Source organism: Cupriavidus sp. FW306-01-F10A (genome assembly GCF_058782785.1).
In genome coordinates, this window is the sequence record NZ_JBYSYA010000001.1 from 241,165 (window position 1) to 259,980 (window position 18,816).

Below are 18,816 nucleotides of genomic sequence, written 5' to 3' on the forward strand. Positions count from 1 at the left end.
GCGATACTCAGCGGCTGCCGGGCAGGACCAACGTGACCAGCACCGAGGCATCGGAGATGGCGGTCACGTCGTAGCGCACGCTCGGCCCCAGGTAGAGCAGGTCGCCCTGGTGCAGCTGGCGCTCGGCGCCGTCCACCCGCACGCGCACCTCGCCCTCCAGGCATTGCACGGTCATCGGGCCATCAACCGCATGGGGCGGCACATGCTTGCCCGCCTTCAGCACCAGCCGCATCACTTCCAGCGGGCCTTCCTTGAACAGGGCCTGGGTGGCGGTCTGGTCCAGCCGTGTGCGCAGTGGCAGCACGCTGGCGATCTGTCCGGATTCAAGATGGGGAAGGGACATGCGCGGCTCCTCGCTCTTCTGGTGGGGTGGCTTGTCAGGCACGGCCGGCGCCTGGCGGCGGCACGCCTTCTCAATCTAGCACCCGAGCGCGCATCTCAGAAGCGCTCAGCGTGATGTAACCGGCGAAGTCGCGGATGCGGCGACTTCCGCTTGTGCGCAAGGCGTGGCATTGCGGGCTTGTGCGGTGCGCTCGGCAGCAGTCCTGGCAGCGGCGCGGCCGCGCTCGATCACAGCCCAGTCAGGACCGGCGGCCGCGGGAAAAGACGCGGCCAGGGCGCCAAGGCCGAGCAGCGCGAACAGGATGGTTTTCATGAGGGGGGCTTCAGGGAGGTACGGGAAAAGAGACGGGGCCTTGCGCCCCGTCGACACGCCACGGCGGCTGCCGTGGCGCGGGCAGGCGCCGGTCAGGCGGCAGCCGATACGCGTGAGCCGCCATGGGCCGGCGGTGCCGACACGCCGCTGCGGTCCATGCCTGCCACTTCCATGCCGGCGGCAGCGCGGTTGGCGCCGTCGGTGAACGGGTCGCGCCGGTCGTTGACGCGGGCGCCATCGGTGAAGGGGTCGCGCTTGCCATTGACGTGCGCACCGTCGATAAGCGGGTCGCGCTTGCCGTTGTGCAGGTTGTAGCCGTAGCGGTCGGCGGCGACGCCGCGGTCGTTCAGGCCTTGCGCCATGGCAGGGCTGGCCAGTGCGGCGGCACCGAGGGCTGCAATCGAGAGGGTCGTGGCAAGAAGGGCTTTGAGAGCGTTTTTATGCATGTCTGCTGTTTTTGGGTGGGTGGACGGCATGGCCCGCGAAGGGCCGCGCGGGGATGGCGGATCTGCCTCCCGCGCCGTCCGGGTTCGCCTTTTGGGCGGTGCGGTCGCGTGGGAAACGCGCGGCACGGGACGAAGTTTAGCCAGGCCGATGCATTCCTGTGATGATTTAAATGTCGAAAGATCAGTCGTTTTTTTCATCGAGAGTCGAATGGGCGGCAGCCACCTTGCGGCCGGCCTGCCACCCCCCGCCGAGCGCGAGGAACAGGTCGACCTGGCGCGCGGCGACATGGCCTTCGGACGCAGCCAGTGCGGCCCCCGCATCGGCCAGCGTGCGCTCGGCGTCCAGGTGCGCCAGGTACGGGATGCGCCCCGCCTGCTGCAGGCGGCGCTGCAGCCGCGCAGCTTCTGCGGCCTGTTCGCGCGCCGCGTGCAGGGCGTCGTGCCGTTCCAGTTCGCGCGTGTAGGCCGACAACGCCGTTTCGGTTTCCTGCAATGCGCGCAGCACCGCGCCATCAAAGCGCGCCAGGGCGGCGTCGGCCGCGGCTTCATGCCCGTGGATGCGATGGCGCACGCCGTTGGTCGGCAGCGACCAGCTCAGCAGCGGCCCCACGCTCCAGCGCGCCGTCGGGCCGCTGCCAAGGTGGCTCAGCACGCCGGTCAGCCCGGCGCTGGCGCCGATGCGGATCGATGGATACAGGTCCGCCGTGGCTACGCCGATGCGAGCGGTGGCCGCGGCCAGTTCGCGCTCCGCCTGGCGGATATCGGGCCGGCGCCGGAGCAGCGCTGCGCCGTCACCCACTGGCAGCGGCACGCGCAGCGTGGGTTCGGCATGGCAGTCCACCTCGGCCTCTGGCAGTGCCGCAGGCGGCTTGCCCAGCAGCAGCGCCAGCCGGTGGCGTGCGGCGCTACGCGCGGCTTCCAGCGTTGGCAAGGCAGCGCGCAGCGCTTCGGTGCGGGCACGCTCGCGCGCTATGTCGGCGGGTTCGCCGCGGCCGGCGCCGACCAGGCGGCTGGTGGCGTCCAGCGTGCGTTGCTGTACCGCGAGCTGCTGCGTGGCGGCGGCCAGTTCATGCGTGGCGGCGCAGCCCTGCACGTAGGCGCGCACCGTCTGCGCCGCCACTGTGACGCGCACCATGTCGAGCGTGGCCTCGCTGGCTTCGGCGCCGGCCAGCGCGGCCTCGTCGGCGCGGGCCAGCTTGCCGAAAAAATCGATCAGGTAGGACACGCCGAAACCGAAGTCGCCCAGGTTGAATACCGGTGGCCTGGTGGTCTGCAGGAAGCTCTCGCCCGACAGCTGCGCGCGCGAAGCGCTGGCGCTGGCGCCGCCCTGCGGCAGGTTCTCGGACTCCACCTCGTGCAGGAGGGCCACCGCGCGGCGCAGGTTGGCGCTGGCGGCGCGGATGTCGGTGTTGGCGGCCAGCGCCTCTTCGACCAGCCGGTTGAGCCGCGCGTCGTCATACAGCCGCCACCAGTCGTCGGGCACGGGCGCGATGGCCACGCCGTGCGCTTCGGCGCCCTGAAGCGGGCCGTTGGCGGCGGCCGCGCGCACCGCCGCATGATCCGGCACGCGATAGTCCGGGCCCACGGTGGTGCAGGCGCACAGGCAGGCCGCGGCGCACGCCAGCCAGGGATGGCGCCGCTTCACGACCGGGGCCCCGTGCGGCGGCCGGCGTCATCGTCGCGCCGGGCTTCGTGAACGGCCACAGTCGCGGTGCGGCCGGACACCAGGCGCACATCCGCGGGCACGTCCTCCAGCACGATGCGCACCGGCACGCGCTGTGCCAGCCGCACCCAGTTGAAGGTCGGGTTGACGTTGGGCAGCAGGTTCGAGCCCGCGCTGCGGTCGCGGTCCTCGATGCCGGCGGCGATGCTCTGCACGTGCCCGCGCAGGCGCCGGGGCTCGCCCATGATATGCACGTCGACCGGGCTGCCGATGCGGATCCGGTGCAGCTTGGTTTCCTCGAAATAGCCTTCCACGTGGAAGGACCCGGCATCGACGATCGACAGCACCGGGCGGCCGGTCGAGACATAGTCGCCCAGGCGCGGCAGCCGATCGTTGAGGTAGCCCGCCACCGGGCTGCGCACGCTGGTGCGCTCCAGGTTCAGCCGGGCCAGCCGCAGCGCGGCTTCGGCCAGCGCCAGCGCGGCTTCGCCTTGCTCTACGCGGGCACGCCCCTGTTCCGCGACTTCGGCGGCAACCAGGCCGTCGAGATTGCGGTTGCGCGCGGCTTCGCGCCGCGCCTGCGCCAGCGCGGCGCGCTGCGTCGCTACCGCGGCCAGCGCCTGCTGCAGGGCCAGCGCGTAGCGGTCGCGGTCGATCTCGAACAGGACTTCGCCTTGCTGCACATGCTGGTTGTCGCGCGCCAGCACGCGTGTGACCAGCCCGGACACATCGGGCGCCACCTGGATGATGTCGGCACGCACATGGCCGTCGCGGGTCCATGGTGCGGCCGTGTAGTAGTCCCACAGGTGGCGCAGCACCAGCAGGGCGGCAATGGCTGCCAGCAGCGTTGGCAGCAAGGGAAGCAGGGGGCGGAGTCGGAAGGTCATGACGGCAGTCCCGGCACCGCGACAAAGACTGCGGCCACGGCGCCAAGGACGATCACATAAAGGGAAAGGTTGAACAGCGAGCGGTGCCAGATATGCCGGTAGCAGCCCAGCGCGGCCAGCGCCATGCGGATCGCGGTAGTGACGGCGAAGGCCAGCACCATCAGCACCAGCACGCCTGGCACGAACACGCCATAGAGGTCGATTTCACTGAGCATTCGGCGGCAGCGGAGAGTTGGGGAGGTCAGCGGGACAGGGCAGCCGCCGGGCCAGGCAGCAGCGTGACCTGCAGCACCACCAGCGCGCCGAGCGTGCCGCGGTAGTCAGGGCGGCCACCTGCGGGCAACGCGGCCACGCTGGCGATGGCATCGGCCACCCAGGCGGCCAGCCCCGCCGGAGCCGGCACGGCATGGCCCGCGCGCAGCCGCGCGCGGAAATGCCTTGCCACCGCGGCCAGCACGCGGCGCACCGGCTTGCGTGCCGCGGGCGGCAAGGCCGGCAGCGCCTTCTGCAGCGCCAGCGCGCAGTAGCCGACTTGCAGCGCGTGGAAGCCGTCGGAAGACAAGGGATCGCCGGCAGCCCCCAACCGCGGCACCAGCTGGCCGAGCCGGTCCAGCATGCGCGCGCCCAGCCGCGCATCGCCATCGGCCGCGCGCAGCGTGGCGGCCTGGGCCAGGTCCCGCCAGCTGGCGCGCACCAGCCGGTGCGCCGCCGCGCGCGCGCCGAACGGGCGTACCGCCATCGACCACAGCGGCGCGAACAGCATTGCCGCGGCGCTGGCCAGGCAGGTATTGAAGGTGCCGAGGAAATCCGCATCGAACACGGCCTGCACGTTGGCGAACGAGGCCGTGTTGACCGACAGCAGCATCGCAATCAGCTGGAAGCCGGGCCGCGCAATCAACAGGCCAATGCCGAGATAGGGCAGCGCCAGCATCGCGGCCAGCGCTTCAAAGGTGTGCGCGTGCGGCACCACCAGGAACAGGTAGCCGCACGACACCAGCAGGCAGATCGTGCTCCAGCGCAGGAAGGCACCGGCCATGCGGCGCGGCTCGTCGATGGCCGCAAAGAAGCAGCAGGCGATCGATGCCACCGCGACCGCGCCGGCGCCGTCCTCCCAGCCCGAGAAGATCCACAGCAGCCCCGCGCAGAATACGGCCAGGCCGCTCGACACGGCGCCGAACAGCAGCATGCCGTGGTCGTGGTGATGGCCTGCAGCGTCCGGGGCCGCGTTGCCGCGCAGCGGCGGCGCGCCGGCGCTGCGGTCGCCTATGCCTTGCTGCAGGGCGTGGCATTCAGCGTACAAGGTGCCCAGGCGCTGCAACTGGTCCGCCGCCGTGGCGGCAAGGCCGGCTTGCCAGTCGACCTCGCCCGCGCGGCCATCGGCAGGCCACCTGCGCGTGGCGACTGGAGGCGGCGTGGCAGCATCGGTCGCCAGCCAGGCGGTCGTCGCCGCCATGGCCTCGCGCAGTGACAACGGGATGCCGTCCGGATGGCCGCGCAGCGCCTGCAGCACGTTTTCCAGCGACGACAGCAGCGGCATCAGCATGGTCATGCGCTGGCGCAGCGCGCGGGCATGGCGCAGCGTGTGGCTGCCCTCGGTGTCATAGGCCAGCTGGCTGACCAGCTGGTCCAGCGCCAGGATGTCGGCGGCGAGCCGGTGGCGGCTGTCGTCGGCGCGCGGGCTGCCGGTGAGGATGTCCGATGCCCAGGCCGCCGCGTCGGCCAGCCAGGTGGCTGCGCGGGACCGCAGCGCGGGCGCCACCTTGGCCGGGAAGACGACCGAGCCCACCAGCCCGGCGCAGACGATGCCGATCACGATTTCCTCGATCCGGGCCACGGCAATATCGAAGATCTGCGCCGGCGCGCTGACGGCCGGCAGCGCGACGATCGGCAGGGTGTAGGCCGCCAGCAGGTACACATAGCTGCGCGGCGTGCGCTGCAGCAGCGACAGGTACACCAGCACGGTGATCCACAGCGCGATCGCACCCATCAGCACGATCGGCATGTTGACCAGTTGCGGCACCGTGGCCACCGCGGCGGTGGCGCCCAGCATCGTGCCGGCCACGCGGTAGGCCGCCTTGGAACGGGTGGCGCCGGTCAGGGGATGGGAAACAAAGTGCACCGTCGCCATGGCCCAGTAAGGCCGAGGCAGGCCTAGCGCCAGCGCGATATAGAGCGCCAGCATCGCGGCGGCGAATGCCTTCAGCGAGAACAGCCACTGTCGTGCATTCGGCCAGCTAGCCATGGAGCGGGGTCTTCAGGAAGCGTTGAGGGCACGCCGCGGCCTGCCGCTCCACGCTTCATTTGGCGGCGCGGTTGGGCGGGGGCGATGTGTGAAAGCGAAGTGTAGCCAAATCTTTCGCATTCCATTCATGATTTAATATTGGTCTTTCCATTCCCTTTGTTCATGGGTGGCGAAACTGGCCTGCCGGCAGCCCGCCGTCCCTCAGCACCATGCCCATCGATATTCGCGCGCTGCGCTATTTCGTCGAGACTGCCCGGCTGCGCAGCTTTACCCAGGCCGCGGCCTCGCTGTTTGTCACCCAGTCGACCATCAGCAAGATGGTCAAGCAGCTGGAGGACGAGGTCGGCCAGCCGCTGCTGATCCGTGAAGGCAAGAGCGTGCGGCTGACCGACGTGGGCCGCGTGGTCTACGAGCGCGGGCAGGAGGCGCTGGGCGTGGTGCACCGGCTCACGCTGGAGGTGTCCGACCTGTCCTCGCTGGGCCGGGGGAAGCTGACCGTGGGGATCCCGCCGATGGTCAACCTGTTCTTTTCACCGGCGGTGAGCGCGTTCCGGCAGCGCTATCCCAACCTGTCGCTGACGCTGGACGAGCACGGCGGCCAGGTGGTGGAGCAGCTGGTGGCAAGCGGCGAGCTGGAGGTCGGCGCCACGGTGCTGCCGGGCGACAGCGGCCTGGCGCTGGAAACGCGCCAGTTCGGCCGCTACCCGATCTGGGCCGTGGGGCCGCGCAAGGCCGCCTGGGCGCGCGGGCGCACCGTCACGCTGGCGGCGCTGCGCGATGAGCCGCTGGTGATGCTGACCGATGACTTCTCGCTGACGCGCATGCTGCGGCAGGCATTTCTGGAGGCACGCATCGAGCCGCGCGTGGTGGCGCACAGCGGGCACTGGGATTTCCTGGCATCGATGGCGGCGGCGGGGCTGGGCACTACCTTCCTGCCGCAGCCGCTGGCTGAGCGCCTGCAGGGCCAGGACGCACTGGCCATGGCGCGGCTGACCGCGCCGGCAATGGACTGGACCATGGCGCATATCTGGTCGCCGGGACGCTACCTGTCGCATGCGGCGCGGGCATGGCTGGCGGTTTGCGAAGAGGTGCTGGGGGGCGGAAAGGGATCTTGAACCGGCGCGCTTGCGGCGGCCTCACTTCTTCAGGCACTGGTCCGGCGGGATATCGAGCAAGACCAGCGATTTCTGCCCGGCTACGTAGTGGTAGCGCAGCCTGACCCCCAGCTTGCCGAGCACCGGCACATCCGGGTTGCGGCAGATGCCGCGCTCCAGGATAGGCTTGGCCGTCGCCATGAACTCGCGGGTATCGTCGCGCGCCGCATCCACTCCCGAAACCTTCAGCTGGAATTCGACGATCTTGCCCGGACGCGTCATGCAGCCGTCGAAGCGGGTGGTGTCGTCCAGGTCGACCGGACCGGCGCGCATCAGCTCCTGGCAGGCCATGCGCAGCTCACGGTCGACATCGCCCGCGGTCAGGCGGGTCACGCCGTTCATGCCCGTAGGCTTGCCGCGCACCGTGCCCAGCAGCAGCGTGGCCAGCCCGGACAGTTGCGGGGACGGCGCAGGCGCGGCGGCCACGGTGGCGGAAACGGCAAGTGGCCCGGCCAGCAGGGACAGGCCCAGGCACACAGCGGCATTGCGCAAAGGATGGTGATCGGGGACGGCGGGGGCAGCGGGGGCAGGGCGCATGACGCAACGGGAACAGGATTGCTTGGGGTTCGCGCTGCTACTTTAGCCTTGGCGCCTTGCCGCCGTTGTCAGGCGTTGTCCTACGGCGCAACGGTGGCTTGCCCTGGCGGCCGCGGCATGCCAGTGAAGGGGAGCGTAGAATTCGGGTTCCCAAGACCTGATCGAAGTCCGAGTCCCGCCATGTCCGTGCAGATCCGCCCAGAGTCGCCGTCCGACGCCGACGCCATCGCCCGGCTGACCACCGCCGCCTTCCTGACGGCGCCGCATACCAGCCACACCGAGGCGTTCGTGGTCAATGCGCTGCGCCGCGCCGGCCAGCTGACGGTGTCGCTGGTGGCACAGGCAGGCGATGAGCTGGTGGGACACGTGGCGATTTCGCCGGTTACGGTCTCATCCGGCGCGACCGGCTGGTACGGACTGGGCCCGATCTCGGTGGCGCCGGACCTGCAGGGGCAGGGCATCGGCTCGCAACTGATGCGCGCGTCGCTGGACCAGCTGCGCCGCCTTGGCGCCGCCGGCTGCGTGGTGCTGGGCGATCCCGGCTACTACGGCCGCTTCGGCTTTGCCGTTCGGCCCGGGCTGGTGCTGGACGGCGTGCCGCCCGAGTACTTCCAGGCACTGGCGTTCGACGGCGGCTATCCGGCGGGCAGCGTGCAATACCACGACGCCTTCAACGCCACCGCCTGACGGGCGGGCGCTCAGAGCTCCAGCACCAGGCGGCCGCCGCCGCAGGCGCGCGAGCAGCACGCCATCATGCGCTGGTTGGCCTCGCGCTCGCTGCGCGTGAGCACCACGTCGCGATGGTCGACCTGGCCGGCCAGCACGCGCACCTCGCAGGACCCGCACAGGCCTTCCTCGCAATCGCTCTGCACGTCGATATTGGCGCCGCGCAGCGCGCTCAGCAGGGTCTGGCCGGCCGGGACTTCCATGACCAGGCCGGAGTCCTTCAGCTCGACGGTGAACGGCAGTTCCTTCGACGCATCCAGCGTGCCCAGCTTCGATACGAAGTGCTCCACGCGCAGCGCATCTTCCGGCCACGCCGCGCAGCACCCGGCCAGCGCATCCAGCATGCGCTGCGGGCCGCAGGCGTAGATCTGGGTGCGCGGGTCCGGCCGCGCCAGCAGCTTGCCGAAGTCGGCGCGCTGGCCTTCATCGCTGGCATGGATGTGCAGCCGTGCACCGTGCAGGGCCTGCAGTTCATCCAGCATCGCCATGGCCTGGCGCGAACGGCCGCAGTAGTGGAATTCGTAGTCGATGCCAAGCGCACGGGCGCGCCGCGCCATCGCGCTGACCGGCGTGATGCCGATACCGCCGGCGATAAAGATGGCGCGCCCGCAGCTTTCATCGAAGCGGAAGTGGTTGCGCGGCCCGCGGATGCGCAGGCGGTCGCCGGCCTGGACGCTGCCATGCACCCAGGCCGAGCCGCCGCGGCTGTCGGGGTCGCGCAGCACGGCAATCTCAAGCGCCGCGGCGTCGTCCGGATCGCCGCACAGCGAATATTGGCGCGACAGCCCGGTATCGCCGCATTCCACGTCGATATGCGAGCCCGGGGCCCAGCGCGGCAGTGGCTTGCCGTCAGGCGCCGCCAGCCGCAGCCGGACCACGCCGTCGGCGGCGGGCGTGACGCGCTCGACCACCACCGTGCGGGCGATGGTGTGCGCGGACGGCTCGCCGATGCGCACCGGCTGGTGCACCTCGAGCAGGGCCGGGTCGCGGCGCTCGGGGTTCTGCGCGGGGTTCCATTCCACCAGCAGGTGCTCGGGGCCGCGGAACGAGGTGTTGGGCACGTAGGTGAAGGTCTGCCCGGCCAGGCGCATATGCGGCAGCCGGCGTGTCAGTTCCTCCAGGAAGACCTGCATCTCCATGCGCGCCAGGTTCTTGCCCATGCACTGGTGCGAGCCGTAGCCAAAGGTCAGCTGCTCGCTGGCGTTGTCGCGGCGGATGTCGAACAGGTCGGCATCGGCAAAATGGCGCTCGTCATGGTTGGCCGAGGACGTGACGATCAGCAGCTTGCTGCCCGCCGGCAGGCGGATGCCGCCGACCTCGGCGTCGCGCGTCACCAGCCGCCGCCATGCGGCGACGGAGCCGTTGTGGCGCAGGCATTCTTCCACCGCGTTGGGGATCAGCGATGGATCGTCGCAGATCTCGCGCCATGCATCCGGATGCTGCAGCAGCAGCTTGATGGCATTGGCCGAGGCATTGGCGGTGGTCTCGTGCGCAGCGACGATGCCGGCCATCATCATCGAATGCAGGTAGGAGTCGGTGACGACATCGGGTAGTTCTTTCTGCTTGCGCAGGCCGTACTGCATCCAGCCCGGGCCGGACGGGTCCTCGCGCATCTTGTCCAGGATGCGGCCCGCCAGCTGCCAGAAGTTGCCCACGGCATGCGCCACCGCCACCTGTTCCTCCGGCTTTGGCCGGCCCCAGGTGTTGACGGTATGGGCGATGGAGTACTGGCGCAGCAGGTCCATGTCCTCTTCGGGCACGCCCAGGAAATGCAGGGCCACGGTCAGCGGCACTTCCCACAGCATCTGGTCGACCAGGTCGGCGCGGCCATCGTCGATAAAGCGGTCGACATACTCGCGTGCCAGGCGGCGCACCAGTGGCTCATGGTGCGCCAGTTCCGCGGGCGTGAAGGGCGCCATCAGCGCGCGCCGGCGCGGCATGTGGGCGGGCTCGTCCTCGTTGACCAGCGTGCGGTTCATGGCATAGCCATAGGAGGCCAGCACGGCATTGGCCTCGTCGCCGGTGGGCGTGATCTTCTCCAGCGCGATCGACGGGCTGAAGGTCAGGTTGTCACGGAAGATCGCCTTGATGTCTTGATAGCGCGTGACCACCCAGTAGCCCAGCCTGGGGCTGTAGAACACCGGCTCCTGCTCGCGCGACCAGCGCACGTATTCGGGCGGGTCCTGCTGGTAGCCGTCGCCGAAGGGATCGAATTGCGCCGCGTTGTGGCTGACCGGGCAGCCGTTGGGCGCGGTCAAGGCGCTGTGGTCGATCGGGCAGCCGCTGCGCGCGGCGCTGGGGGAGGGGTTGGCCATACTGCGTACTCCTGGCGAAAAACAGGGCCGTCCGGTCAGGGCCGGACGGCCATTCGGTGTTGCGGCCGGGCTCAGTTGTCCAGCGTGATCTTCAGGTCGCGGATCAGCTTGGTCCAGCGGGTGGACTCGCTGCGCAGCAGCTCGCTGAACTGAGCCGGCGAGTTGCCGACCGGCTCCACGCCGAAGTCCACCAGCCGCTTGTTGACAGCGGGCTCGCGGATTGCCGCGACCACATCCTTGTTCAGCGTGTTGACCACCTCCGGCGGCGTGCCGGCCGGCACCACCATGCCCACCAGCGCGGCAGCTTCCACGCGCGGGTAGCCCAGTTCGGCAAAGGTCGGCACGTCGGGCAGCTGCGGCAGCCGGGTGGCATTGGCCACCGCCAGCGGCCGGACCTTGCCGCCCTTGATAAAGCCGGCGCCGGCGGCGTAGTCCACCATCATCGCCACCACCTGCCCGGCGGCCACGTCCGACAGCGCCGGCGCGGCGCCGCGGTAGGGGGCATGCGTCATCGACAGGCCGGCTTCCACCTTCAGCAGCTCCATCGCCAGGTGGTGCGGGCTGCCCGCGCCGGCCGAGCCGTAGTTGATGCCGCCCTGGGTGGCCTTGGTCTGGGCGATGAATTCCTTGGCGCTCTTGACCGGGCTGGTCGCGCCCACCACCAGGATCATCGGGAAGCGGCCCAGCAGCGTCACCGGAGCCAGGTCCTTGCCAGGGTTGTAGGAGAGCGATTTGTACAGCACCGGGTTGAACACCAGCGTGCCGTTGTCAGCCGACAGCACGGTATAGCCGTCGGCGGCCGAGCGCGCCGTCTCGGCCGCGCCGATGGCGGTATTGCCGCCCGGCTTGTTGTCCACCACCACCGGCTGGCCGACCTTGGCCGACAGCCCCTGGCCGATGGTGCGCGCCAGGAAGTCCGAGCCGCCGCCGGCGGCGTAGGGGACGATCCAGCGGATCGGCTTGGCAGGGTAGGCGTCGGCGGCGTGCGCGGGGGCGGCGGCCAGCATCGGCAGGGCCAGCGCGCCAATGGCCAGGCGCTTGAAGTTGAGGCGGGGCATGGGGGCTTGTCTCCTTGTTGGTCAGCCCGGTGTACGGCACCGGTGTTTCTATTTTGCGTAAATCATATACGCATTGCGTAATGATTGAATGCGGGTTAACCTTGAACTGTCCTGCGGCGGCCGCATGGCTTGATCCGCCTTCCATGTGATGACCGCTCACCGTTTGCCGGATCTTCCCGCCATGCCCCGACCGAAAGCTGCCCAACCTCCGATCGAACCCGCCGACGCGCCCCGCACGCGCGAACGCCGCCAGCGCGTGCAATCGGCGGTCACCGGCATGGCCGTGCTCAAGGGACTGGCCCGGCTGGGCGGACGCGCCAGCCTGACCGCGCTGGCCGCGCATATCGACGAAAGCCCGGCCAAGGTGCACCGCTACCTGGTCAGCCTGGTGGAAGAGGGGCTGGTGGCGCAGGAGACGGGCACGCAGCAATACCACCTGGGCTTCGAGGCGCTGCAGATCGGCATGGCGGCGATGCGCCAGGCCGACCCGATCCGGCTGGCCGAAGCCTCGTTGGTACGCCTGCGTGAAGCGCTGGAGGTGACCTGCTTTGTCGCGGTGATGGGCAACAAGGGGCCGACCATCATGCGCTTTGAGGAACCGGGTTTGCCGGTGACGGTGAACGTGCGCGCGGGCTCGGTGATGCCATTGCTGTGGTCGGCCACCGGGCGCGTGTTCCTGGGCCTGCTCGATGAAAAGCGCGTGCATGCCCAGGCCGAGGAGGAACTGGCCGCGGCAAGTCCGGCGCGGCTGGCGCTGCTCGATGGCAAAGACCCCATCGGCGCGCTGCGCCGCGCGGTGCAGGCCGACGACTGCGCCTGGGTGCGCGACACCAACCTGACCGGCATCAGCGCCGTGGCGGCGCCGGTGCGCGACTACACCGGGCGCGTCTGCGCGGTGCTGACGGCGCTGGGCGCCACCGGCGGCTTTGATCCCGCCATCGACGGGCCCATCGGCAGCGCCGTGCGGCGCGAGGCGCGCGCGGTCAGCACGGCGTTGGGGTTCAACCCCGGGGCCTGATCCGATCGCTCAGCCGGTGAAGCCGCCATCGGCCAGCAGCGAACGGCCGTAGCCAGCGCTACTGTGTTGCCGGACTGACCGGCGCTGGCTCGTCCAAGCGCTGATCGAGATTGCGCTCGATTTCCTGTTCAAATCAGCAGTCTGGCGGAGGCGCAGCGGAATTTTACGAATCCCGGCCAATCCTCCTTATGCCACCTCGCGCAGCGCGGTTTCGCGCAGCAAGGCGGCATCGCCAACGTGCCGCACCGACGGATACCCCGCCGCAAACACCAGCCGCCCGCCAGACCAGGTATGCGTGACCATCGGCTGGCCTGCCACGCCGGACACGGCGATCACGTCCGCGCGCAGCCCCGGCGCCAGGCGCCCGCGGTCGTCCAGCAGGCAGGCGTCGGCCGGATTGGCGGTGACCAGCGCCAGCGCCTGGTTCAGCGGCAGGTCGGCCAGGCGCGCGGCGGCATACGCGGCGGCGATCAGCGTGGACGGCTGGTAGTCCGAGCACAGGATGGTGCCCACGCCGGCGTGAATGGCGTCGATGGCGCGCATCGAGCCGCTCTGGCTCTTGCCGCGCAGCACGTTGGGCGCGCCCAGGATGGTCGGCAGCGCCTGGGCGCACGCGGCTTGCGCGGTTTCCAGGTTGATCGGGAACTCGCTCATGCGCACGCCCAGCGCGCGCATGGCGGCGATGCGCTGCGGAGAATCGTCGTCATGGCTGGCGGTGGGGATGCCCAGCGCATGCGCGCCGGCCACCAGCCGGTTGACGCGCTCATGCGCGCCTTCCAGCGCGGCGGCCTTCTTGTCGGCCGCATCGGCGGCTTGCTCGCGGCTCATGCCGTGGTTGCCCATCATGTAGGCCAGGTAGGCATCCATGGTCTTGAACTGGCCCTGGCCCGGCGAGTGGTCCATCACGGACAGCAGGTCGACCACGCCCTCGGCCATCAGCGCTTCCAGCACCGGCACGGCGCTGGAATCGGTGACTTCGTAGCGGCAATGGATGCGGTTGTCGACCAGGCTGTGGCGGCGATACGCGGCCAGGGTGCGCACCAGCGTGGCCGCGGTGTCGACATTGCGCACGCCGAACTGGTTGCCCGCGAACGACAGCGCGTGGTACGGCGTGGTGATGCCGGCCGCGGCGTTGCGGCGGTCCACCTGGGCCACGGCAAAGTCCAGCGGGAACAGCACGCTGGCGCGCGGTTCGACTTCCTTCTCGATGGCGTCGCAATGCACGTCGACCAGGCCCGGCATCACCGTGTGGCCATGCAGGTCGATCACGGCGGCATGGGCGGGGACCGCTGCGGGTGCCGGTTCGATGGCGGCGATGCGGCCATCCTCGATCAGCAGCGCGCTGTCGTGCAGCACGCGGTCCGGCAGCACCAGGGTGGCGTGCGTCAGGTAGGTAGCAGACATGTCCGGCTCCGTTCTGGGATCAAATCAGGCGAGGGCGCTAGCGGGTTGCAGCGGCAGCAGGCGCGTGGCCACGGCATCGCGCACGGCTTCATCGTGGAAGATGCCGATCAGCGCGCGGCCTTCGGCCAGGGCCTCGCGGATCAGCTCGACCACCACGGCGCGGTTGTCGGCGTCCAGCGAGGCGGTGGGCTCGTCCAGCAGCAGGATCGGATGGCCGCCGATCAGGCCGCGCGCGATGTTCACGCGCTGCTGCTCGCCGCCGGAGAAGGTGGCCGGCGGCAGGTCCCACAGCCGGCGCGGCAGGTTCAGCCGTGCCAGCAGTTCTGCCGCGCGGGCACGGGCTTCCTCATGGCTGGCGCCGCGCTGCTGCAGCGGATCGGCCACCACGTCGAGCGCGCCGACGCGCGGAATCGCGCGCAGGAACTGGCTGACATAGCCGATCACGTCGCGGCGCAGCTTCAGCACGCGTTGTTCGGGGGCGTGGGTCAGCTCGACCCACGGCTCGTCTTCGGCGCTGGTATCGCGCAGGCGGATGCTGCCTTCGGTGGCCAGGTAGTTGCCGTACAGGCAGCGCAGCAGCGTGCTCTTGCCGGTGCCCGAGGGCCCGGACAGCACCAGGCATTCGCCGCGGGCGGCATCGAAATCCATCGCGCGCAGCACCGGCAGGCGGATGCCGCCCTGGTTGTGCAGCGTAAACATCTTGCCGAGGGCGCGAACCTCGACCAGTTTCTGTGGGTGGTGTTCTGCGTGCATCGTCGTCAGCCCTGCAGGATGGAAGAGACCAGCAACTGCGTATACGGGTGCTGCGGGTCATCGAGGATCTGGTCGGTCAGGCCTTGCTCCACCACGCGGCCGCCTTGCATGACCAGTGTGCGGTGCGCCAGCAGGCGCGCCACGGCCAGGTCGTGCGTGACCAGCACGGCGGCGAGGCCAAGGTCCGCCACCAGGCGGCGCAGCAGGTCTAGCAGGCGGGCCTGCACCGACACGTCAAGCGATGCGGTGGGCTCGTCCATGAACACCAGGCGCGGGTGCGTGACCAGGTTGCGCGCGATCTGCAAACGCTGCTGCATGCCGCCGGAGAAGGTGCCGGGCACGTCGTCCAGCCGGGCCAGGTCGATCTCCATCTTCTCGAGCCAGGTGGCGGCGACTTCGCGCAGGTTGCCGTAGTGGCGCTCGCCCACGGCCATCAGGCGCTCGGCGATATTGGCGCCGGCGCTGACCTGCATGCGCAGGCCGTCGCGCGCATGCTGGCGTACGAAGCCCCAGTCGGTGCGGGCCAGCAGCCGCAAGCGCGCGCTGGACAGCGTGGCCAGGTCGGTCAGGCCGGACTCGCGCATGTCGTAGCTGACGCTGCCGCGCTGTGCCGGCGCCTGCATCGACAAGGCCTGCAGCAGCGTGCTCTTGCCGGAGCCCGATTCGCCCACCACGCACAGCACCTCGCCCGGGTACAGGTCGAAGCTGACGTCATGGCAGCCGTGCAGGCCGTCCCAGGTGCGCGTCAGGCCGCGCACCGACAGCAGCGGGGTGGCGCTCATCGGGCACCTCCGGCAGCGGCCTTGACGGCCTGGGCCGCCTGGCGGTCGGCGCAGTATTCGGTGTCGGAGCACACGAACAGGCGCGTGCCGGCGTCGTCGGTGATGATCTCGTCCAGGTAGCTGTCGGTGGCGCCGCACTGGGCGCAGCAGCTGGACCACTTTTCCACCGTGAAGGGATGGTCGGCGAAGTCCAGGCTCTTGACCGCGGTGTACGGCGGCACGGCATAGACGCGCTTCTCGCGCCCGGCGCCGAACAGCATCAGCGCGGGGCTGCGGTCGAGCTTGGGATTGTCGAACTTGGGGATCGGCGACGGCCGCATCATGTAGCGCTGGTTGACGATCACGGGGTAGTCGTAGGTGGTGGCGATATGGCCGTGATGGGCGATGTCCTCATACAGCTTGACGTGCATTGCGCCGTACTCGGCCAGTGCATGCATGGTGCGGGTCTCGCCCTCGCTCGGCTCCAGCCAGCGCAGCGGCTCGGGGATGGGCACCTGGAACACCAGGGTCTGGCCCGCGCGCAACGGCGTTTCCGGAATCCGGTGACGGGTCTGGATGATGCTGGCCTCGGCGGTGCGCTCGGTGGTCTGCACGCCGGTGACGCGGCCGAAGAAGCGGCGGATATTGATGGCGTTGGTGGTGTCGTCCGAGCCCTGGTCGATCACCTTGAGCACGTCATCCTTGCCGATGATGGCGGCCGTCACCTGGATGCCGCCCGTGCCCCAGCCGTAGGGCAGCGGCATTTCGCGGCTGCCGAAGGGCACCTGGTAGCCGGGAATCGCCACGGCCTTGAGCAGCGCGCGGCGCAGCATGCGCTTGGTCGACTCGTCCAGGTAGCCGAAGTTGTAGTGGTCGTCGCGGGCAATGCCCGTGGCCATGGTGGTGTCGGGGGTGGTCATGCCAGCGTCTCCTCTTGCGGCTGCGGTTGCGCCTGCACGGTAGCGGTCACGGCGCCATCCTGTTCCGCGCGCAGCCGGCGCAGCAGTTCCAGGTTGGCCTGGAAGTCCACGTAGTGGGGCAGCTTCAGGTGCTGCACGAAGCCGGAGGCCTCGACGTTGTCGCTGTGATACAGCATGAATTCGATATCGTTGGCCGGGGCGTCGGCGGCCTCGCCCAGTTCTTCGGCGCGCATGGCGCGGTCGGCCAGCGCCATCGACATGGCCTTGCGCTCGTTGTAGCCGAACACCAGCCCGTAGCCGCGCGTGAAACGCGGGGCTTCGTCGGCATTGCCGGCGAACTGGCTCACCATCTGGCATTCGGTCAGCTCGATCTCGCCGATGGTGACGGCGAAGCCAAGCTCTTCCACGAACAGTTCGACCTCGGCCGCGCCATAGCGGATTTCGGCCGCGAACGGGTGCGAGTTGCCGTAGCCGCGCTGGGTGGAATAGCCCATCGACAGCAGGAAGCCTTCATCGGCGCGCGCCAGGTTCTGCAGGCGCGCGGCGCGGCTGGCGGGGAAGGTCAGCGGCTCGCGCGTCAGGTCGGGCGGCGCGGGGTCGCCCGCGGGGATCTGGTCGGCTTCGACCAGTTCATCCGCTTCCAGCAGGCCGGTCACGCGCGGCATGCTCGCGGCGAGCGGTTCGGGCGAGGGCGGCAGCGGCTCGGGGTCGCGGCCGGCTTCGAGCGTGAAATCCAGCAGGCGCTGGGTGTAGTCGTAGGTCGGCCCCAGCACTTGGCCGCCCGGCACGTCCTTGAACGTGGACGAGATCCGGCGCTGCAGGCGCATCGAACCCGTATCCACCGGCTGGGTATAGCCAAAGCGCGCCAGTGTTGTGCGATAGGCGCGCAGCAGGAAGATCGCCTCGATCTGGTCGCCGGCGGCCTGTTTCAGGGCCAGCGCGGCCAGGTGCGGATCGTACAGCGAGCCCTCGGCCATCACGCGCGACACCGCCAGCGGCATCTGTTCGCGGATCTGCGCCAGCGTGAGTTCCGGCACCGCGGTATCGCCGCGGCGATAGGCATCGAGCATCCGGTAGGAATTGAGGATGGCGCGCTCGCCACCTTTGACGGCTACGTACATGTCAGTCCTCCACCAGCGTGGTGCGCGTCAGGGCGCAGAATCGGTCGCCGCTGGCCAGCAGCAGGTCCACGCCGAGCGGGAAGCCGGCGTTGTTGGCGCGCCAGCCGGCGCGGAAGTCCGCGGGCAGCCCGGCCACGCGCAGCACCTGCGTGGTTTCGATGCCGGGGCCGCGCAGCGTGAGGGTGTCGCCAGCGGCAAGCGAGGCCACCTCCACCAGCAGCGTGGCCGAGCGGTCGGGGAAGGCCGGGTCGCCTTGCGCGCAATCCGCCAGTGCCGGCACGGCATAGCCGGCGGGCACGCAGACAAAGGCGGCGGCGCGGAGATCGTCGGTCAGCGGGCAGCCGCAATGGAAGCGCAGGAACGCGCGCGCCGCGGCCGGCACGCCGGCAGGCAGCCAGACCGGGGTATCGGGATCGGCCAGCGTCAGCAGCAGCGCGGCCAGCGCGGGCGACAGGCCGTCGGGCAGGCCGCTGGCCACGGGCAGCGTCTGCAGCCGGCCCGGATGGGCAAACGCCTGCAGCGCGGCGCGGAAGACCAGCTGGGCGTCGTCGACCGGGTTGTTGAAACCCGGCAGCAGCGAGGCGGCCGGGGTGGACAGGATCGGTTGCATGGCAGTCATCTCAGTCCTCTCCCCGGACCATGGTGAAGAATTCGACGCGGGTCTGGGCGGCGGTGGCCGCTGCGTGTGCGGCGCGCTGCGCCTGCGTGCTTGCCAGCGGCGCCAGCACGAGCTCCTGCACGCGCTGGCGCCAGGCCGGGCGCTGCAGCAGCGCGTCCAGCACCGCGGCCTGTTCGGCGTGGCGGGCGCTGCGGCCCTGGATATAGGCCACGCCTGCAGCGGCCCCGGCAGCGCCGTCTTCGAGCACGACCGCGCAGCGCGTGACCGTGATTTCCCCCAGGTTGAACTGGGCACCGGTACCGCCTGCGCGGGCCCGGACCATGGCCATGCCGGACTCCGGCTTGCGCAGCAGCCGGTAGGCCGGCAGCGCTTGCGCCTGGCCAAGCCGCTGGTAAGCGCCGTCGAGCGCGTCGGTGGGCGCCGTCGCCAGGATCCGGAGCCAGGCGGCGCGGGCGGCATGGGCCTGCGCGGTTTCGCTTTGCATCATCACCCCTATACGTCTATACGTTTAGATGTCACTGCTTGAACACGCAGCTA

20 protein-coding genes are annotated in these 18,816 nt (G+C 70.0%); 3 read left to right on the forward strand and 17 right to left on the reverse strand.

Translation table 11 applies throughout. From position 1 onward, the window contains the following. Positions 1–7 precede the first annotated feature (7 nt). The 7 genes from AC3WLF_RS01145 to AC3WLF_RS01175 form a co-directional block, all read right to left on the reverse strand. Positions 8–343, reverse strand: coding sequence for a cupin domain-containing protein (locus AC3WLF_RS01145; protein WP_492357673.1), 336 nt, complete (start codon positions 341–343; stop codon positions 8–10). A gap of 105 nt (positions 344–448) precedes the next feature. Then, positions 449–655: a hypothetical protein gene (locus AC3WLF_RS01150; protein ID WP_492357674.1), complete on the reverse strand. Its 207-nt coding sequence runs from the start codon at positions 653–655 to the stop codon at positions 449–451. A gap of 92 nt (positions 656–747) precedes the next feature. Then, positions 748–1,101, reverse strand: a complete 354-nt coding sequence (locus AC3WLF_RS01155) for a hypothetical protein (RefSeq protein WP_492357675.1) — start codon at positions 1,099–1,101, stop codon at positions 748–750. 181 nt (positions 1,102–1,282) lie between these two features. Continuing rightward, on the reverse strand, positions 1,283–2,746 hold the full coding sequence (locus AC3WLF_RS01160) for an efflux transporter outer membrane subunit (RefSeq protein ID WP_492357676.1): 1,464 nt from the start codon (positions 2,744–2,746) through the stop codon (positions 1,283–1,285). Next, positions 2,743–3,651: an efflux RND transporter periplasmic adaptor subunit gene (locus AC3WLF_RS01165; RefSeq protein WP_492357677.1), complete on the reverse strand. Its 909-nt coding sequence runs from the start codon at positions 3,649–3,651 to the stop codon at positions 2,743–2,745. Before AC3WLF_RS01165 ends, AC3WLF_RS01160 begins: the two co-directional genes overlap by 4 nt. Then, on the reverse strand, positions 3,648–3,866 hold the full coding sequence (locus AC3WLF_RS01170) for a DUF1656 domain-containing protein (protein WP_492317109.1): 219 nt from the start codon (positions 3,864–3,866) through the stop codon (positions 3,648–3,650). The genes AC3WLF_RS01165 and AC3WLF_RS01170 overlap by 4 nt, the downstream gene beginning before the upstream one ends. Before the next feature lie 26 nt (positions 3,867–3,892). After that, entirely contained in the window at positions 3,893–5,893 is a 2,001-nt protein-coding gene (locus tag AC3WLF_RS01175; RefSeq protein WP_492357678.1) for an FUSC family protein, read from the reverse strand. Positions 5,894–6,102: 209 nt separating this feature from the next. Here AC3WLF_RS01175 and AC3WLF_RS01180 point away from each other — a divergent pair, with 209 nt between their 5' ends. Continuing rightward, complete coding sequence (locus AC3WLF_RS01180) at positions 6,103–7,008, forward strand: LysR family transcriptional regulator (RefSeq protein WP_492317107.1); 906 nt, start codon at positions 6,103–6,105, stop codon at positions 7,006–7,008. Between the two features lie 21 nt (positions 7,009–7,029). Here AC3WLF_RS01180 and AC3WLF_RS01185 read toward each other — a convergent pair whose 3' ends face one another. Next, positions 7,030–7,584 carry a hypothetical protein gene (locus AC3WLF_RS01185; protein ID WP_492352756.1) on the reverse strand — a complete coding sequence of 185 codons (555 nt, stop codon included), beginning with the start codon at positions 7,582–7,584 and terminating at the stop codon, positions 7,030–7,032. 180 nt (positions 7,585–7,764) lie between these two features. On the opposite strand from AC3WLF_RS01185, the gene AC3WLF_RS01190 reads away from it, so the two are divergent. Continuing rightward, a complete protein-coding gene (locus tag AC3WLF_RS01190) occupies positions 7,765–8,271 on the forward strand; it encodes a GNAT family N-acetyltransferase (protein ID WP_492317105.1) in 507 nt (168 codons plus the stop codon). A gap of 11 nt (positions 8,272–8,282) precedes the next feature. Here the strand turns inward: AC3WLF_RS01190 and AC3WLF_RS01195 are convergent, their stop codons facing one another. Continuing rightward, positions 8,283–10,625, reverse strand: a complete 2,343-nt coding sequence (locus tag AC3WLF_RS01195) for a cytochrome P450/oxidoreductase (protein WP_492317104.1) — start codon at positions 10,623–10,625, stop codon at positions 8,283–8,285. 71 nt (positions 10,626–10,696) lie between these two features. Next, positions 10,697–11,683 (reverse strand): Bug family tripartite tricarboxylate transporter substrate binding protein, encoded by a 987-nt coding sequence (locus AC3WLF_RS01200; protein WP_492317103.1) that lies wholly within the window; start codon positions 11,681–11,683, stop codon positions 10,697–10,699. 181 nt (positions 11,684–11,864) lie between these two features. On the opposite strand from AC3WLF_RS01200, the gene AC3WLF_RS01205 reads away from it, so the two are divergent. After that, positions 11,865–12,701, forward strand: a complete 837-nt coding sequence (locus AC3WLF_RS01205; RefSeq protein ID WP_011617123.1) for an IclR family transcriptional regulator — start codon at positions 11,865–11,867, stop codon at positions 12,699–12,701. Positions 12,702–12,887: 186 nt separating this feature from the next. On the opposite strand, the gene AC3WLF_RS01210 is transcribed toward AC3WLF_RS01205, so the two are convergent. The 7 genes from AC3WLF_RS01210 to phnG are packed head-to-tail and all read right to left on the reverse strand — an operon-like array spanning position 12,888 to position 18,766. Beyond that, positions 12,888–14,105 carry an alpha-D-ribose 1-methylphosphonate 5-triphosphate diphosphatase gene (locus tag AC3WLF_RS01210; RefSeq protein ID WP_492317102.1) on the reverse strand — a complete coding sequence of 406 codons (1,218 nt, stop codon included), beginning with the start codon at positions 14,103–14,105 and terminating at the stop codon, positions 12,888–12,890. Positions 14,106–14,129: 24 nt separating this feature from the next. Then, positions 14,130–14,858: a phosphonate C-P lyase system protein PhnL gene (gene phnL / locus AC3WLF_RS01215; protein WP_492357679.1), complete on the reverse strand. Its 729-nt coding sequence runs from the start codon at positions 14,856–14,858 to the stop codon at positions 14,130–14,132. 5 nt (positions 14,859–14,863) lie between these two features. Beyond that, positions 14,864–15,640, reverse strand: coding sequence for a phosphonate C-P lyase system protein PhnK (gene phnK / locus AC3WLF_RS01220; protein ID WP_492352759.1), 777 nt, complete (start codon positions 15,638–15,640; stop codon positions 14,864–14,866). Continuing rightward, positions 15,637–16,539, reverse strand: a complete 903-nt coding sequence (locus AC3WLF_RS01225; RefSeq protein ID WP_492317099.1) for an alpha-D-ribose 1-methylphosphonate 5-phosphate C-P-lyase PhnJ — start codon at positions 16,537–16,539, stop codon at positions 15,637–15,639. The genes phnK and AC3WLF_RS01225 overlap by 4 nt, the downstream gene beginning before the upstream one ends. Next, entirely contained in the window at positions 16,536–17,660 is a 1,125-nt protein-coding gene (locus AC3WLF_RS01230; RefSeq protein WP_492317098.1) for a carbon-phosphorus lyase complex subunit, read from the reverse strand. The genes AC3WLF_RS01225 and AC3WLF_RS01230 overlap by 4 nt, the downstream gene beginning before the upstream one ends. Before the next feature lies 1 nt (position 17,661). After that, positions 17,662–18,279 carry a phosphonate C-P lyase system protein PhnH gene (gene phnH, locus AC3WLF_RS01235; RefSeq protein ID WP_492317097.1) on the reverse strand — a complete coding sequence of 206 codons (618 nt, stop codon included), beginning with the start codon at positions 18,277–18,279 and terminating at the stop codon, positions 17,662–17,664. Position 18,280: 1 nt separating this feature from the next. Continuing rightward, positions 18,281–18,766, reverse strand: coding sequence for a phosphonate C-P lyase system protein PhnG (gene phnG / locus AC3WLF_RS01240; protein WP_492357680.1), 486 nt, complete (start codon positions 18,764–18,766; stop codon positions 18,281–18,283). Between the last annotated feature and the right edge of the window lie 50 nt (positions 18,767–18,816).

What these genes read in the sequence shown, in the direction of transcription:
- AC3WLF_RS01210 (WP_492317102.1), bottom strand. Translation starts at nt 14,105, where the DNA reads ATGTCTGCTACCTACCTGACGCACGCCACCCTGGTGCTGCCGGACCGC.
- phnG (WP_492357680.1), bottom strand. Translation starts at nt 18,766, where the DNA reads ATGATGCAAAGCGAAACCGCGCAGGCCCATGCCGCCCGCGCCGCCTGG.
- AC3WLF_RS01175 (WP_492357678.1), bottom strand. Translation starts at nt 5,893, where the DNA reads ATGGCTAGCTGGCCGAATGCACGACAGTGGCTGTTCTCGCTGAAGGCA.
- phnK (WP_492352759.1), bottom strand. Translation starts at nt 15,640, where the DNA reads ATGAGCGCCACCCCGCTGCTGTCGGTGCGCGGCCTGACGCGCACCTGG.
- AC3WLF_RS01225 (WP_492317099.1), bottom strand. Translation starts at nt 16,539, where the DNA reads ATGACCACCCCCGACACCACCATGGCCACGGGCATTGCCCGCGACGAC.
- AC3WLF_RS01230 (WP_492317098.1), bottom strand. Translation starts at nt 17,660, where the DNA reads ATGTACGTAGCCGTCAAAGGTGGCGAGCGCGCCATCCTCAATTCCTAC.
- AC3WLF_RS01190 (WP_492317105.1), top strand. Translation starts at nt 7,765, where the DNA reads ATGTCCGTGCAGATCCGCCCAGAGTCGCCGTCCGACGCCGACGCCATC.
- AC3WLF_RS01195 (WP_492317104.1), bottom strand. Translation starts at nt 10,625, where the DNA reads ATGGCCAACCCCTCCCCCAGCGCCGCGCGCAGCGGCTGCCCGATCGAC.
- AC3WLF_RS01205 (WP_011617123.1), top strand. Translation starts at nt 11,865, where the DNA reads ATGCCCCGACCGAAAGCTGCCCAACCTCCGATCGAACCCGCCGACGCG.
- AC3WLF_RS01200 (WP_492317103.1), bottom strand. Translation starts at nt 11,683, where the DNA reads ATGCCCCGCCTCAACTTCAAGCGCCTGGCCATTGGCGCGCTGGCCCTG.
- phnH (WP_492317097.1), bottom strand. Translation starts at nt 18,279, where the DNA reads ATGACTGCCATGCAACCGATCCTGTCCACCCCGGCCGCCTCGCTGCTG.
- AC3WLF_RS01150 (WP_492357674.1), bottom strand. Translation starts at nt 655, where the DNA reads ATGAAAACCATCCTGTTCGCGCTGCTCGGCCTTGGCGCCCTGGCCGCG.
- AC3WLF_RS01145 (WP_492357673.1), bottom strand. Translation starts at nt 343, where the DNA reads ATGTCCCTTCCCCATCTTGAATCCGGACAGATCGCCAGCGTGCTGCCA.
- AC3WLF_RS01165 (WP_492357677.1), bottom strand. Translation starts at nt 3,651, where the DNA reads ATGACCTTCCGACTCCGCCCCCTGCTTCCCTTGCTGCCAACGCTGCTG.
- AC3WLF_RS01155 (WP_492357675.1), bottom strand. Translation starts at nt 1,101, where the DNA reads ATGCATAAAAACGCTCTCAAAGCCCTTCTTGCCACGACCCTCTCGATT.
- phnL (WP_492357679.1), bottom strand. Translation starts at nt 14,858, where the DNA reads ATGCACGCAGAACACCACCCACAGAAACTGGTCGAGGTTCGCGCCCTC.
- AC3WLF_RS01170 (WP_492317109.1), bottom strand. Translation starts at nt 3,866, where the DNA reads ATGCTCAGTGAAATCGACCTCTATGGCGTGTTCGTGCCAGGCGTGCTG.
- AC3WLF_RS01180 (WP_492317107.1), top strand. Translation starts at nt 6,103, where the DNA reads ATGCCCATCGATATTCGCGCGCTGCGCTATTTCGTCGAGACTGCCCGG.
- AC3WLF_RS01185 (WP_492352756.1), bottom strand. Translation starts at nt 7,584, where the DNA reads ATGCGCCCTGCCCCCGCTGCCCCCGCCGTCCCCGATCACCATCCTTTG.